The sequence below is a fragment of the Pseudomaricurvus sp. ABR4_320 genome (assembly GCF_056159445.1).
This window is the reverse complement of sequence record NZ_JBSWVF010000008.1, coordinates 122,205-136,850: the sequence shown is the minus strand read 5'-3', so window position 1 is coordinate 136,850 and position 14,646 is coordinate 122,205. Positions and strand designations below refer to the sequence as shown.

General features: G+C 50.8%; 13 protein-coding genes. 5 read left to right on the top strand and 8 right to left on the bottom strand.

Annotated elements, in window-relative coordinates:
• Positions 1-142 precede the first annotated feature (142 nt).
• From ACXAFR_RS16925 to ACXAFR_RS16915, 3 genes are all read right to left on the bottom strand, one after another.
• Positions 143-637, bottom strand: a complete 495-nt coding sequence (locus ACXAFR_RS16925; protein WP_475178895.1) for an FxsA family protein — start codon at positions 635-637, stop codon at positions 143-145.
• 103 nt (positions 638-740) lie between these two features.
• The gene (locus ACXAFR_RS16920; RefSeq protein WP_475178894.1) at positions 741-1,787 is read right to left on the bottom strand and encodes a DUF481 domain-containing protein; all 1,047 of its coding nucleotides are present in this window, start codon (positions 1,785-1,787) and stop codon (positions 741-743) included.
• Positions 1,788-1,920: 133 nt separating this feature from the next.
• The gene (locus ACXAFR_RS16915) at positions 1,921-3,231 is read right to left on the bottom strand and encodes an AmpG family muropeptide MFS transporter (protein ID WP_475178893.1); all 1,311 of its coding nucleotides are present in this window, start codon (positions 3,229-3,231) and stop codon (positions 1,921-1,923) included.
• A 124-nt stretch (positions 3,232-3,355) separates the two neighbouring features.
• On the opposite strand from ACXAFR_RS16915, the gene ACXAFR_RS16910 reads away from it, so the two are divergent.
• Together ACXAFR_RS16910 and ACXAFR_RS16905 are read left to right on the top strand one after the other, a co-directional pair.
• Positions 3,356-4,237 carry an ABC transporter ATP-binding protein gene (locus ACXAFR_RS16910; protein WP_475178891.1) on the top strand — a complete coding sequence of 294 codons (882 nt, stop codon included), beginning with the start codon at positions 3,356-3,358 and terminating at the stop codon, positions 4,235-4,237.
• A 46-nt stretch (positions 4,238-4,283) separates the two neighbouring features.
• Positions 4,284-5,276, top strand: coding sequence for an ABC transporter permease (locus ACXAFR_RS16905; RefSeq protein ID WP_475178890.1), 993 nt, complete (start codon positions 4,284-4,286; stop codon positions 5,274-5,276).
• A gap of 15 nt (positions 5,277-5,291) precedes the next feature.
• On the opposite strand, the gene ampE is transcribed toward ACXAFR_RS16905, so the two are convergent.
• The 3 genes from ampE to ACXAFR_RS16890 all read right to left on the bottom strand — a co-directional run bounded on the left by ampE (position 5,292) and on the right by ACXAFR_RS16890 (position 9,126).
• Positions 5,292-6,128: a regulatory signaling modulator protein AmpE gene (ampE, locus tag ACXAFR_RS16900; protein WP_475178888.1), complete on the bottom strand. Its 837-nt coding sequence runs from the start codon at positions 6,126-6,128 to the stop codon at positions 5,292-5,294.
• Between the two features lie 57 nt (positions 6,129-6,185).
• Positions 6,186-6,749 (bottom strand): 1,6-anhydro-N-acetylmuramyl-L-alanine amidase AmpD, encoded by a 564-nt coding sequence (ampD, locus tag ACXAFR_RS16895; RefSeq protein WP_475178887.1) that lies wholly within the window; start codon positions 6,747-6,749, stop codon positions 6,186-6,188.
• 79 nt (positions 6,750-6,828) lie between these two features.
• A complete protein-coding gene (locus tag ACXAFR_RS16890) occupies positions 6,829-9,126 on the bottom strand; it encodes a DUF1631 domain-containing protein (RefSeq protein WP_475178886.1) in 2,298 nt (765 codons plus the stop codon).
• Between the two features lie 383 nt (positions 9,127-9,509).
• On the opposite strand from ACXAFR_RS16890, the gene ACXAFR_RS16885 reads away from it, so the two are divergent.
• The 3 genes from ACXAFR_RS16885 to ACXAFR_RS16875 all read left to right on the top strand — a co-directional run bounded on the left by ACXAFR_RS16885 (position 9,510) and on the right by ACXAFR_RS16875 (position 11,631).
• Positions 9,510-10,040 carry a retropepsin-like aspartic protease family protein gene (locus ACXAFR_RS16885; protein WP_475178885.1) on the top strand — a complete coding sequence of 177 codons (531 nt, stop codon included), beginning with the start codon at positions 9,510-9,512 and terminating at the stop codon, positions 10,038-10,040.
• Positions 10,041-10,131: 91 nt separating this feature from the next.
• Positions 10,132-10,986 carry a carboxylating nicotinate-nucleotide diphosphorylase gene (nadC, locus tag ACXAFR_RS16880; protein ID WP_475178883.1) on the top strand — a complete coding sequence of 285 codons (855 nt, stop codon included), beginning with the start codon at positions 10,132-10,134 and terminating at the stop codon, positions 10,984-10,986.
• A gap of 48 nt (positions 10,987-11,034) precedes the next feature.
• Positions 11,035-11,631 carry an IMPACT family protein gene (locus ACXAFR_RS16875; protein WP_475178882.1) on the top strand — a complete coding sequence of 199 codons (597 nt, stop codon included), beginning with the start codon at positions 11,035-11,037 and terminating at the stop codon, positions 11,629-11,631.
• Between the two features lie 46 nt (positions 11,632-11,677).
• On the opposite strand, the gene ACXAFR_RS16870 is transcribed toward ACXAFR_RS16875, so the two are convergent.
• Both ACXAFR_RS16870 and ACXAFR_RS16865 read right to left on the bottom strand, forming a co-directional pair.
• The gene (locus ACXAFR_RS16870; RefSeq protein WP_475178881.1) at positions 11,678-13,048 is read right to left on the bottom strand and encodes a Fic family protein; all 1,371 of its coding nucleotides are present in this window, start codon (positions 13,046-13,048) and stop codon (positions 11,678-11,680) included.
• Between the two features lie 159 nt (positions 13,049-13,207).
• Positions 13,208-14,488, bottom strand: coding sequence for a nucleotide sugar dehydrogenase (locus ACXAFR_RS16865; protein WP_475178879.1), 1,281 nt, complete (start codon positions 14,486-14,488; stop codon positions 13,208-13,210).
• Positions 14,489-14,646 lie beyond the last annotated feature (158 nt).

Below are 14,646 nucleotides of genomic sequence, written 5' to 3'. Positions count from 1 at the left end.
GGGATTCTGACAGGTCCCAACTGGCGTAGAACTTATTCGCTATAGAAAAGCCTGCCCACCTTGGGGTTCCTCCAAGTGCCGAGCAGGCTTGATCTGAACAATGTTGAAGGGCTCAGAGGTTTAGAAACCAGAGAGCTTAAACTTATGGCAGCCGGTCACGGGGAACTTGGCCGTCCTGACGGCTGTACTCCCCCTCAATGATATCCCCTTGAGAACTTGCGCCAGGACGTCGCGCACTTGGACCCTGGCCCGGCGGCCAACCGCCGGCGCCCTGACCTTGCAGTCCGCTCACGACCACTCGCTCACCGAAATAGCGCAGGATTTTTTTACGAACCGGAGGAATTAAACAGGCAAAGCCCAGAATGTCCGTAAGGAAACCAGGCACAAGCAGTAAAGCACCGCCCACCGCGAGAATCATTCCCTCCAACATTTCAGAGGCGGGCAGATCTCCGACGGCCATGCGTTCGCGTGCTCGCATCAAGGTTTCAAACCCCTGGCGTCGCAATAACGCCAAGCCAAGCACCGCTGTAAAAATGACCAACCCAATCGTGGTAAGAGCACCGATCTGTGAACCCACTTTGATCAGAACCCACATCTCTGAGATGGGCAAAAGAATAAAAAGAAATAATAGTGGCATAACACCTCCCTTAATGATTATCTGGGGGCGAATCTGCCATATTCAAGAAAAGCGTATTCTGATTACGTCCAGGGACCGCAATTCAGCAGTCCCAAGTCAGAACTCACCACTCGTAACCGATACCAATCGTGAACTGAGTATCGTCGCGTTTGGCGCCATCGGCAGGCAGATTGTCATAGTCGTACTCGACTTTATATTCTGAGAACAATCCCGGCCCCAGTGGGACACTGAGACCCAAGTCAGCTGAAAGTTCCCAATCCTCGCCGTCTTCCAACGAATACAAAACCTCATTGGAATGAACCAGGGACGCAGAAAACGGCAACTTATAACGGAAATCTGTCGCGAATCGCCAGGCAGCACCTTCCGTACCTTCTTGCTCTTCACCGGTATCATCATCAGGATCATAGTGTTCTTTGATGTAATCAACACCACTTTCCAGCGCCAGTGCAGTATTGATGTTTTCCCACATCTGCACACCCAGACCCGTACCTAACTGATAGCGTTCCTGAATATTCGCACTCTCTTCCGCTCCCGCATTCGCCGAATTGTACCAATACCATTGCTCATCAAAGAACCAATCAAGCCGGTATTCCCCCTCATAGTCCTCATCAGCAGGGAGGTCATTGGAGGACAGCGCCTCGTATTCTGCCGTAACCTGATGCCGATAATCGCCATCTCGGAAGGTCACATCCACGTCGGCATCCAAATCGTCCTTTATCGTGTTACCGCGATAAAACTGACCCGCAACGGAGACGTTACCTGTCAGCGAGCGGTTGGGGGCAACGCCTTCCTGGAAAGGTAAGATCGACGCCAAGGTCATCAACTCCGTCCTCTCCGTATAGCCAGAGTTGCCACATTCATACGTGAGATAATTGCCATCCAGCCCATTCAGCTCACAAGGGTCTTTCTGCCCCTGAATCACAACTTTCTGATCAACAGACAGCTTCGCCACTTTGTTCTTGGGGATGGTCAGCGTGCCAAAGTTTTCGGATACCCACACCACACTGGTTTTGTCGATACTCTTAAACTTGCCTTTAACGGAATCCCCGTTAGTCAGCACAATTTCACCGGCGAAAACGCCACCGGATCCTAGAAACAAAGACGCGGTGCAGAAGAGTCGCAACGTATGGGATGGTTTAGGTAAAAACATGAAAATACTCTGTTATCTGAGGAGATTCGAATACGGCAGGCAGTCTGTGCAGATCCCAACAGTAGGCTCACTGCCAGTCTCCGGATGATTCGTCGGATGATTAATACGCCATTTGACCGCGTTCAGGATTTATTTAACCGACACCTTTCGCTTTAGTCGCTTCGTGGCGCGACAGCACAATTGCTAGAAGTATAGCGGGAATTCCCATGACCGCAGCGTAGCTGAAAAAGGTGGCGTAGCCACTGGCATCGACCACAATGCCCGAAAATCCGCTCACAAATTTGCCAGGCAACAACATAAACGAGCTAAAAAGCGCATATTGCGTCGCTGTGTAGGCACGGTTGGTCAGTCCGGACAAATAGGCAATAAAGACGGCGTTGGCAAAACCACCGCACAGATTATCCGCACTGATAACCAGTGCCAGCCAGTTGAGCCCCGGTTCAATCATTGCCATTTTGGCGAAGAGCAAATTTGTCAACGCAACACCGACGGCCCCGGCAATCAGCGGCTTCATAACGCCGTAGCGCACAACAATAATGCCGCCCGCAAAAGAGCCAAGGATTGTCATGAAAAATCCATAGACCTTTCCAATCGTCGCGATATCAGACTTGCTGAACCCCATGTCCAGATAAAAGGGGTTGGCCATGATACCCATCACGATATCACTCAGGCGGTAAAGCCCGATAAACGCCAGCATTAAAATCGCAAATCGACCATTACGCTGGAAAAAATCGACAAACGGAGCAACCACATAGTCTCTCAACCAAGCCGCGAATCCGTGATGCGCAAGCGTGTTAGTCTCCGCGCCAACCGGTTTTTCGGTCACAGGCTCAGACACCAGCAAAACCGTGAAGATCCCAACGGCCATTAATCCAGCCATCGCCATATAAGCCATTCGCCAACTGCTGAATTCAGCGATGTAGAGGGCTCCGGCTCCCGCCACCAGCATGGCCAAGCGATAACCAAGAATATAAGTGCTGGACATGGCGCCTTGATACTCAGCCACCATGGATTCGATTCGAAAGGCATCAATGGCGATATCCTGGGTCGAAGACGCAAACGCCACCAAAACCGCAGCGATGGCGACCAAGGTCAACTGTTGAGTAGGATCCGTTCCCGACATCACCAAAATGCCAGCAACAATGCCAAGTTGTCCGACCAGCATCCAACTGCGCCGCTTGCCAAGTCGCGCAGTCAAACCGGGTATACGCAGACTGTCGATCACCGGCGCCCACAGGACTTTTATTGAGTAAGTTATGCCAACCCAGCCAAAAAAGCCGATGGCGCTACGACTTACTCCGAGATCGCGCAGCCAGGCTGTCAGCGTGGAAAACACGAGCAGTAACGGTAATCCGGCAGAAAAACCGAGAAAAAACATGGTCAACACCCGCGGGTGCCAATACACACTGAAGGATTCTCGCCAGGAATGATTAACGGACTGCATAGATTGAGCGCTGAGATATTGGGAGGTGAGACTATTCTGACACAGAAAGATTAGCAAAAATCCTTTTCGAGCGAACGGAGAGATAATTGTTATACTGCCCGCGCATCAAACAGCAGGGTAAAACATGTCCGCCATCATTGAAGTTCGCCACCTCTGCAAACACTACAAGGAAACCCGCGCAGTCGACGACCTCTCGTTTTCGATTCCAGAAGGAAGCTGCTTCGGCCTGCTGGGCCCTAATGGTGCCGGAAAAACCACCACCATTGAGATGATGGAAGGCATCACCAAGCCGACATCCGGCGAAATTCTGTACAAAGGCCAAGTGGATAATCCTGCTTTTAAACTGGAAGCCGGCATTCAATTTCAATCCACTGCGCTCATGGACTATGTCACAGTTGATGAAGTCCTACGTCTCTTCGCCAGCTTTTACCCCCGCACCATCCCGCTGCCGGAACTGATCGAGTTGTGCCAACTGTCAGACTTTCAGAAGCGACCGGCAGCACGCTTATCCGGGGGGCAGCGTCAAAGAGTCTTACTGGCTCTCGCGCTGATTAACGACCCCGACATTCTCTTCCTGGATGAGCCCACGACGGGTTTGGATCCTCAGTCCAGGCGAAACTTTTGGACGTTGATTGAAGACGTTAAATCGAGGGGTAAAACCCTAGTATTAACCACCCATTACATGGATGAAGCAGAATACCTTTGCGATCAACTGACCATCGTCGATCGCGGCAAAATCATCGCAGAAGGCACACCGACGCAATTGCTTGACGAACACTTCAACGAGATCTTTGTCAGCCTCGATGATTTGGAAACCCACCCTGCCCTCGATGATTTAGGCGTCATCACAAAACGCCACGGTCGCTTGACGATTGCCACTCAATCCGTCGAAAAAGCTCTCGCCGGTCTTATGGAAAAGCAGGTATCCCTCGAAGGACTGCAGGTGCATAACCCAACTCTGGACGATTTGTTCCTCAAGCTCACAGGCCATAGCCTTCGCGAATAGCCCATCCATCTTTTAGAAATTCTTTCACACAGGAATACGAACCGACGTGCGACAGTTACTGGCTCTGTTTTTTGCTCGCAATAAAGAATACTACCGGGACAAGGGATCTCTCGCCTGGTCCTTTATTATGCCGCCGTTATTGATTGCGGTGGTCGCACTCGCGTTTTCCCGGCCGGCAGCGCCTCTTTTTAAAGTAGGCGTCATTGAAGACAGCCCGCTGCCGCCCGCACTTGATCAACCCTATGTTCAAGCTATTGACGTTCAGAGTGAGGCGAAAGGGGCGGAGAAAATACGCCATCACCAGTTGGATCTGTTTATGAGCGGAGACGGAACTCACTATCTTTACAACCCAGAAAATACGGCATCCAAGGTTCTTCAAGATCTTCTACGTAACGGCAACTCGCCAGTGAACAGCGAGGCCATTGCCGGAAAACCAGTGCGCTACGTCGATTGGGTTGTACCGGGTATTTTAGCCATGAACATGATGTTCAGCGGCTTGTATGGCGTGGGATATGTGATCGTCCGCTATCGCAAAAACGGCGTTCTCAAACGATTGCAAGCAGCACCCGTTGCGCCGTTTAATTTTATAGCCGCGCAACTTCTATCACGTCTTCTTATTATGTTGGCAACCATTGTCGTGGTGTTTGCGGCAGCGAATTTCTTTCTCGATTTTTTGATGCTCGGTAGTTATTGGTCGCTGCTTTTGATCGCGCTATTAGGCAGTGTATGCATCGTCTCGCTTGGCTTACTGGTTGCCGCTCGCACCTCCAGCGAGGAACTCGCCAATGGTCTTCTTAATCTACTCACCTTTCCTATGTTGCTTTTATCAGAGCTATGGTTTTCGTTAGATGGCGCCCCGGGATGGATGAGCAGCCTTGCGCAAGCGCTGCCATTGACTCATGTCGTGCAGGCAGCCAGAGGCGTGATGATTGACGGCATGACGCTGACAGACATCATGCCGCACCTTGGCATTTTGGCGGGCATGACGCTTGTCCTGCTTGGACTGGCTACCTGGCTGTTTCGCTGGCAAGCCCGCTAGCGGGCTGCCGATGTTCTAAGTAAAGAAAACCGCGATAGCAATTAAGAAAACCCACAGAAACAGAGCGCGTTGCAACTGCGGCATAACAGACTCAATATCTGCCAAACTGGTGGACTCTGATTCGATCTCAGAGGAATTATGGCTCAACGCACCACGCATGTACCAATCCAGAGTTTGCGCAGATTCCGTTTCCATATCAAACAACGTCTCTTTCCAGTGAGACCAGCCGGTCTGGAAATTACCCGTAAGGGCTAAACTAAGCCCCAGGCAACGCAATGCTGGCCAATCCAGATACCAGAGCAGGCGCTTACCCCCCTGGCGTAACAGCTCGCTGTTTTCTGAAGACGTCGCACTCAAAGAAACTAAACGATAGAAAACGGCACCGAGCGGGCCCAAGAGAACAAACCAGAACAACAACGGAAACCAGCGTTCATAACCACGATACGCTGCCTGCCGGAAGACACTGGCATGCAACGCAGGCCAACCGCCGACAGCACCGATAGATACACCGAGACGCTCGGCATAATCCGTCGCCACCTCATTGTCGTTTCGCTGTGCCGCTTCGGCATAACCACGCAGCCAAGTTTCCGGGTCGCCGCGTCCAAGGCTATAGATCAGCAAAACCACCGCCGCCAAAAACAACAGCAGACTGAAACTATCAACGATTTCCAACAGTGCCCACAGGCCGGCCAATGGCGCCAGAATTTGGACAAATAACCGCAAACGGGGCTGATCGAACCAGGAACCAACACTCTGGCACCAACCGTGATACCAGGCATCACTTTGTAATCTGGGTTCGATTTCCGTCATTTTGACCAGGGCGATAACCGCCACAATGACCAGCAAGGTCATTCGAAGACTCCTTTTCTCAGAGAGGAATCTGCATCTTACCCCAGGGAAGGTCGAGAATTAAAACGATAAGTCTCGGCGATACCGAGCCCAGTCAAACGCCGGGCCGGGATCCGTCTTGCGGCCCGGTGCGATATCTGAGTGCCCGGTGATACGCTCGCTCGTCAAAGCAGGAAACTGTCGCATCAGCAACTCAGTAACTTGCGCCAGAGTGTGATATTGAGCGTCCTCATAAGCCTCAGAATCTGTACCTTCGAGCTCTATACCAATGGAAAAGTCATTACAGATCTCACGCCCCTGAAAGCAGGATTTGCCCGCGTGCCAGGCTCGCTTAAAGAGAGGAACAAACTGAACCAAATTGCCATCACGCTCAATAAACAAGTGCGATGACACTTCGACACCAATAATTTCCTGGAAGAAAGGATGCCGTGAATGATCCAGACGGTTACAAAAAAACGCCTGCACACAACCACTGCCAAATTCACCGGGCGGCAAGCTGATATTATGGATGACCAAGAGGGAAATATCGTTGACGTCAGGCCGCTCATCAAAATTTGGTGAGGGAATACGAAGCGCTGGGCTAAGCCAGCCGTCAGCGTCTAGGGTCATGGTTGGTTGCGTCATAGGCCATCGCCAAAAACTGCAGATGGTCTATGGTCGCATAAAGTTTGTAAGCTGCACACCGTCACGGCGGCAAGTAAAATCAGGAATCCGCCGCGTGCCGACTTTTATTTCTCAATGAACCGATGACAGACTCCAGCGCCCGGTCAAACAGCGCACCATCATCCAGCGTCATGTATTCGCCTGTCGCCATCAGCTTGGCAAGTTCTGCCCGACTGCACTCTGAAACCTTAACCCCTTTGCGATTCACGAAGATGTAGCGATCAACCGAGCGAATCACCGCTGCAAGACGACGTCGGCCATTCGTTTCACCTTCTGAGCGCACTTCAAACCAGCAACCTGGCGCCAATCGATCGACATGAGAAAGCCAAGCGACGTCGATGCTCTCTTCTTCAACGTCAGTTTCAGCCTCAGCGCTAACTTCCGCTCTTCCTTCAACCTCCGCCGACTCAACAGCGTCCTGCTTGCCCTGCGGTGCTACAAGATCGTTGTGCTCAGAGTTTGAAGATTCACCGTTAGGCGTATGCTCATCGCTGTTTGACGGCAGCGGTTCGGCTGGAGTCGCCTGCAAATCGCAACTCAGTTTCTGATTGATTAACTGAGTAAACTCCTCCAGGTAATTGCTGATAGCAAACTCGTCCAGAGCAATGGATTCACAGCCTCGACGCAGATCAGCCATCAGACTTGGGTAGTCGTTTTGCAGCCGCTCGCGCTCTTGCCCTTCCAAAGGATTAACCAAGGCGAGCACTAGCGTTTTCAGGTTGAGAATACTCAACTCCCACTCAGCGCCAAAATCGCCGTTTTTAAGCATCTGCTGCAGCAGTACTTTGGACCAAACGTCGCGAATAAATTGCTGCACAATACCCGGCAATTGCCGCCCTGCAACCACTTCAACAATCAGAAACGCAATCCGGCTCTTGGCTTCGTCAGTTCGAGCGCGCCCCTCTTCGGCTGCCAGAGTGCGTGTTTCCAACATCTGTACGCGCTTTTGATCCTTCTCCAGAAAGCCACGAAAATCCGCCAGCAAACGATCAAAAATATCGACATCCGCATCAAACTGGGTAAGCACGGCTTCGACGATTTCGGTAATTTTCTGCAACAGTGGATCTGTATTGGGGTCGGATTCCGGCGCCCAGCCAACGCCTGCGGCCGCCATTTCATTAACCAGACTTCGGGCAGGATGATCTGAATTGTTAAAGAAGTCCGGATCCTCCAATGCGACTCGCACCATAGGAATCTGCAAGCGGGCGACAACGGCCTTCAAGGGTGCTGCAAGATTACGATCGTCAAGGACAAACTCGAACATCATTGTCACTAAACGAAGAGTTTCGCGAGCCCCTGGAGGCGCCTTTTCCGCACTGGGCACAACCTTTTGTAGCCAGGAAATCAATTGCTCGGGCGTGATAAGTCGACCATCATCTCGACAGGCTTCCGGTAATCGGCCTTGAAGATGATTGAGTGCACCTTGGATTTTCGACGCCACCTGGCGACTGGCCTCCCCTGAAAGCGCAGAGCCGTCGGCCTGCCCTTGATTCAAAAGCTGGCACAAATGCGCGTAGATGTCGGCGTTGCCCGTTACATGGTTTCTGACGGCAGTCTCATCTGATCTCGGTGCTTCCACTCTATCTTCAGCTTTCGGGGTGGATTCCACTCGCTCAGCCTGCCGACGAACTTCGCGACGTTGCTGCTCAGTTGCCAGAGAAGGCAGCACCTTCTCACTGATCAGCAGCACATTGATTTCGTGGTATAAATCCTCGCAGGAACTCAACACTTCGCGCTCAAAGTGCTTCATTATCAATAACTTCGCTCGAATATCGATTTCGATCCCTTCCAGCGGCTTACGCAAACAACTGCTTAGATGCTCCGGCCCCAGGGGATTATTGGTTTGATAGACTTTTGCAGGGACAAGGCTGTCGAGCCGCAACGCAATATGCTGACAGGGCTCGGCACAGGCATTGAGGACACGCGTCGCCATGGTTTCCTGCGCAACCTGGAGTTCGAGCTGAACATTGTCGACCAGCGCCAGATCTTCAAGCGTTGGCGTTTCAGCAGTTTGAGAGCTGCTGGAAGCCGGATTTAGCAAATCCGCAAAGCCTTGATCCAACGTCTGCAGAAACCCTTTCTCGAGCGCTTCACGCTGCAGGCGTACTTCCCGCATTGCTTCGAACCAGAGCCCTTGCGCTTGATTGCTCTCAGCCTGATCTGCGGTTTTAAACAAGGCGTCGTCGACAATATCGAGTGTCGCCTGAAGCTTAGGACGTAAAAATTCTGACGCTCGCTCCCTGACTCGCTGCACGGGCGCAGGCAAGCGCGATAACATGACACCGGGACGCTGGGAAACCGTTCCCAGAGACACGACTTTGGACGATTCTTTAATCACTGGAACTCCGCTCCCGCCGCGAGCTTTCTGGTGTCACCGATCAGCAATGACCGATCAGTAACACTCCTCTATCGAAACTGCTCATATAATGTATAGCACCAGTACGTCCCTGCTTGTGTGTTAAACGCCGAAGCGATTTACCAAAGATGACTCCCTTCTAAATGATGGATCGCTAGGCGACTTACTTCTAAGCGACTTACTTCTAAGCGACACAGCTCTATACGACTGGTTAACTTCAGTATATGTGGCCAATCCGATGGCAACAGATGCGAGATTCCGATTTGTGGCCTGCTTCACATTTTGGTTTCTGCCTATGAGACGTGATGGAATAATACCTATAGTTTTTAGCGCCAGACCCAATATTCACCAAAAAGGTTGAGCCAATGTCATCACAATCCCCACCACCTTCAGACAGCGCCCCAATGGGACGAGGTATGCTGATCATCTTCTGGGTAATGGTGGTCGGCCTACTGACCTGGGGATTCGGAAACTGGGAAGGCAAACAGTCGAACCCCAATCAATCGCCAGAAACCCGCCAAACCGGTGACTATCGCGAAGTCGTCCTACAGAGCAACCGCCAACATCACTATGTGGCCAACGGCATGATCAATGGCGTCGATGTTCAATTTTTACTGGACACAGGCGCTACCGACGTGGTGATTCCCGAAGCCTTGGCCGAACGCCTGAACCTCGCCAAAGGCAATGTGCAGCTGGCATCTACCGCCAATGGCGTGGTTCGCGTTTATCAAACCCGGCTGGATAACCTGACCATTGGCAATATTACGCTGAATGGCGTAACGGCCAGCATCAATCCCGGCATGTCTGGCGAAGGCGTTCTGCTGGGGATGAGCGCCCTGAGAAATATCGAGTTTACCCAACGTAACGGCGAATTAATCCTGCGCCAGCCGCTTTAGCAGGCGCAGGAGAACATGCTAAGGGTGCCGCAGAAGCCGAATGCTGATAAAATCGCGCGCCCATCCAGCCACAGCCTGAAGGCTAAACACCATGCTCGAGACGATTCCGAATCTGGATTCCGACCGCATCGACAGTGTTCGACGCGCCCTTGCTGAAGACGTTCGCGACGGCGACATCACCGCACAGTTAATTCCCGCCGCGACACAGGGCCGAGCCCGTGTTATCACACGCGATACCTGCACCATCGCCGGTGTCGAATGGGTGACTGAAGTCTTCCAACAATTAGACCCGGAAGTCACGGTCACTTGGCTGGTCGCCGATGGCGATCGAGTCGACGCCAATACTGTGCTGTTTCGGCTCGAAGGTAATGCCCGCTCTCTTTTAACGGGGGAACGCTCGGCACTCAACTTTCTGCAAATGCTCTCAGCGACTGCCAGCGTCAGTTACGACTATGCCCAGATGGTCGCAGGCACAGGCGTAAAACTCTTAGATACTCGCAAAACCATTCCCGGCTTACGCAGCGCACAGAAATACGCCGTCACCTGCGGCGGCTGCTTCAATCATCGCATTGGCCTGTACGACGCCTTCTTAATCAAAGAAAACCATATCGCAGCTTGTGGTGGCATCGGCGAAGCCATTACGGAAGCCCGCCGTATCGCACCAGGCAAACCGGTTGAGATTGAAGTCGAATCCTTTAGCGAGCTGGAATTAGCCCTGCAAACCGGCAGCGACATCATTATGCTGGACAACTTTTCTCTGGAAGACATGCGCCGCGCCGTTCAGGTCAACAAAGACCAATTCGGCGGCAGCACCAAACTGGAAGCCTCCGGCGGTATCACCAAAGAAACACTGAGACCCATCGCCGAAACCGGTGTGGACTACATCTCGATTGGTGCTTTGACCAAAGACGTGAAGGCCGTCGATCTCTCCATGCGGATGGAATAACCTGAAAACTCTGCAGGTTTTCCAACCCGCTGAGTTTCCTCAACGATTATGTCTTACCCGATTCCCGCCAGCGTTACCGAAACCCTCTACGAAATCAAAAAGAGCAAGTTCTACGCCTGCGCCGGATTTGCGCCAGATCGGGCGGCCTCGATGGCACTGCTGGAAGACTGCAAAAATCGCTATCCTGATGCTCGCCACCATTGCTGGGCTTATCTGCTGGGGAGCCCCAAGTCGCCAGCCAGCGCGGCCATGTCTGATGACGGCGAACCCTCTGGCACCGCCGGTAAACCTATCCTCAACGTCTTACAACATAAAGACATTGGCGACATCATGCTGGTTGTGACCCGCTATTTCGGCGGAGTAAAACTTGGGGCGGGAGGATTAGTCCGCGCCTACTCTGCTTCCGCCCAGCAAACCATCGATGCCCTATCGGTGAAAACGCTGATCCAACGACAATCACTCACCATCACCGCGGATTTCAAGCACGAACAATTTCTCCGCCACTGGATCGAACAACACGATGGCACTGTAGATAATTGTGACTACAACTCAGGCATCACCCTTCTTGCGGGTTTACCTGAGGTTAGCCTTGAAGAGTTAAAGGCGGTATGTGGGGGGTTAGGAATTAATATAAGACCGAATTAGAACAAACCACCTATTTAGACTTACACGACAAAGCGCGGGAACTCGTTTATGGTTTAAGCTCTAACCATGCGTCTAACTGCGCTTCAGTTATACCAAGACCGATAATGGCACCCGCATGCAACGCACTCAGATCCGTAAGCGTCATAGCGATAAATTTTTCAATATTGTCTATGCCTTCTTCCTGACAATAGGTTTCTATCTGCGCCTCGGCAGCCTTTCCATGTAAGCCCTGCTTTACAATTTTCCCCATAATCGTTTTTCGCTGCTGTCGATACTGAATTCGAAAAATATCAACATCTCCAAGCGACTTTTTTACAACACCATATTGATCACATGAACGAGAATATGCCCATATAAACAGATCCAACATCGGCTCGATATTATTGAGTTCATACATGGTTAACACCGCTGCAGTGTAATCTTCACGCGCGATGTCGGTAAAACTTAACGGGCAAAGATTTTCTCTTATAAACGGAATGTTGCAAGCCAGTCGGGACGTTCGTTTATTGACATCTTCAAACGCCTGCAAATAAGATAATTGCACCAGCAGGAAGAAACTTTGCTCAAAGGGATCATCGATCCTTTTTGCCTTTTGCAGAATCAGTTCTAAAAGTTCTTTTAATACGTATCGATTTCCCATTGGCTTGTACGTCGAACGGCTAATATCGACCTCGATCGTGCGAATGTTGCCGCAGGATTCAGGATTAGCGAGCAGGTCCTGAGACAATAAATGATGCAAGTTTCGAATGGTTAGGCTGTTGAGCTCGATATCCTGTGCATTCTCAACCAAAAAGAGTATCGCCTCCTTATGGTTCATGATCATCACTGTTTCTTCATGAACCTTTCCATCTGCAGAGACGCCTTCTTCGACAAGCTTTTGCGTATCAAGGCGGGAATAAGTGTTGCCTTCTAAGCGGCTGGAGTTATAAGACAGATCAATCAAAAGCCGCTGACAGATATTTCTGGCATAAGTACCGGCTGCAAGCTGCTTATCAAAGCGCCGCCCCTTTTTATAAAGGTCTTCACTTATCTGTGTAGGGATATACCGGCTTTTGTTTGGAAGGTAGGAATCCAAGAAGTTTCGGTTATAGGACACCCTTTCCCTCATATATAAAGGTGTCTCTAGGAATTTGAGTATCATCCGACTCTGCGAGCCGAAAATACAGGTATCAACTCCCGAAACCTGTCCCTTAACGGTCTCATTAGAAACCTCCAGCACGTGATAGCGAGCAGCCTTTCTGTCACCGCTCATGAAGACCTGGCCACCATCGACGAGCGATGCCAATCTTCGCTGTAAGGTCTTACTATTAATAGGAAAACTGAGAAAACTCTCTATTTCACCACGAGAAAGCCCTTCCGAATGCTCAACTAAAACACGAAGAATTGCTTCGGTTTGTCGTAAAATGTCATTGGCCATAAGTGATATATTCCTGTCCCATAATTTAAACTAACGCATTTATGGGACAAAATCGACACATTATGAGTCATTTTACAATTTTAAGGACATTGGCCATCAACACACCGCGCAGTCAGTGATCAAACTTCCCCAACCGATAAACTCGCAAGGTATAAGCACCTAAGCCCGAATAATATTATCTGCGGCCTCCCGAAAACGGGCACGAGTATCGATGATTAACGCTGCATTTGCGCCGATCAGTTCATAGTCAAAGGCATCGTGATCTGTCGCCAGCAGTACACAGTCGTATAAGGACAGGTTAACAGCGGTTAGTGGCACAGATTCCGCACGGATATCGTAATTGCGAAGGGCGGGAATTTTTGGAATATGAGGATCGCTGTAATCCACCATCGCGCCCTTATCCAACAGCAACTGCATCAGCCGCATGGAGGGAGACTCCCGCAAATCAGAGACATTCTTTTTATAGGCCAGCCCTAAAATCAAAATCCGACTGCCTTTTACCGACTTACAGCGGTCATTTAATGCTTCCACCAATTTGGCGACGACCCAAGCCGGCATAGCCGTATTGACCTCTCCCGCCAATTCGATAAAGCGCGTATTGATGCCGTACTCCCTCGCCTTCCAGGTGAGATAAAACGGATCGATGGGAATGCAGTGGCCGCCTAACCCCGGCCCCGGATAATAGGGAGTAAAACCAAACGGCTTGGTCGCTGCAGCATCGATCACTTCATGGATATCAATGCCCATTTTATCGGCGACGACCTTCATCTCGTTGACCAGACCGATATTGACCGCCCGATGAATGTTCTCCAGTAGCTTAGTCAATTCCGCCACTTTAGGCGAACTGACCATTACCACCTCGTCAATGGCAGCACTGTACAACGCCCTACCCAGCTCAGAACAGGCAGGCGTGTAACCGCCTAAGATCTTAGGAATCGTCTTGGTGCCGTACTTAGCATTCCCAGGGTCTTCCCTCTCTGGCGAATACACCAGAAAGATATCTTCCCCCACCGTAAAACCCGACCTCTCCAAATAAGGCAACAGCACCTCTTCGGTTGTACCAGGATAGGTTGTGCTCTCCAACGACAGCAACTGTCCCTTTTTCAAATAGGGTTGGATGCTATCCATCGTCTGAACAACGAAACTGAGATCGGGCTCCCGATGAGATGTGAGCGGGGTTGGCACACAAATAATAATGGTATCAACGGAGTTGATTTTGGCGAAATCTGTCGTCGGCTCAAAGCCACCAGCCATCGCGGCTTCAATAACAGAATGATCGATGTGCTGTAAGTAGCTACGATTTTCCTGAAGCGACACAACCTTAGCAGGATCGGTATCGAAACCAATGACCTTGAAGCCAACTTCACAGAAACGAAGGGCTAGCGGGAGGCCAACGTAGCCGAGGCCGATAACCCCTAAAACTACAGAAGACTTATCCAAATCATTCCGCAAAAATTGAAAATTTTGATTCGTTGAACTATACATTTTGAGTAAAAGATCACCTAGGCTCGAAATTGACGAATCATCTCTCCACTTAATAGATGAAAATGATCCTACACCCAAAGTTTAGGATAGCAATCTCTTAGATGCCTAAGATT

Excerpts from the sequence above, each read along its gene's own strand:
- ACXAFR_RS16925 (WP_475178895.1), bottom strand. The coding sequence starts at position 637 with ATGCCACTATTATTTCTTTTTATTCTTTTGCCCATCTCAGAGATGTGG.
- ACXAFR_RS16920 (WP_475178894.1), bottom strand. The coding sequence starts at position 1,787 with ATGTTTTTACCTAAACCATCCCATACGTTGCGACTCTTCTGCACCGCG.
- ACXAFR_RS16915 (WP_475178893.1), bottom strand. The coding sequence starts at position 3,231 with ATGCAGTCCGTTAATCATTCCTGGCGAGAATCCTTCAGTGTGTATTGG.
- ACXAFR_RS16910 (WP_475178891.1), top strand. The coding sequence starts at position 3,356 with ATGTCCGCCATCATTGAAGTTCGCCACCTCTGCAAACACTACAAGGAA.
- ampE (WP_475178888.1), bottom strand. The coding sequence starts at position 6,128 with ATGACCTTGCTGGTCATTGTGGCGGTTATCGCCCTGGTCAAAATGACG.
- ampD (WP_475178887.1), bottom strand. The coding sequence starts at position 6,749 with ATGACGCAACCAACCATGACCCTAGACGCTGACGGCTGGCTTAGCCCA.
- ACXAFR_RS16885 (WP_475178885.1), top strand. The coding sequence starts at position 9,510 with ATGTCATCACAATCCCCACCACCTTCAGACAGCGCCCCAATGGGACGA.
- nadC (WP_475178883.1), top strand. The coding sequence starts at position 10,132 with ATGCTCGAGACGATTCCGAATCTGGATTCCGACCGCATCGACAGTGTT.
- ACXAFR_RS16875 (WP_475178882.1), top strand. The coding sequence starts at position 11,035 with ATGTCTTACCCGATTCCCGCCAGCGTTACCGAAACCCTCTACGAAATC.
- ACXAFR_RS16870 (WP_475178881.1), bottom strand. The coding sequence starts at position 13,048 with ATGGCCAATGACATTTTACGACAAACCGAAGCAATTCTTCGTGTTTTA.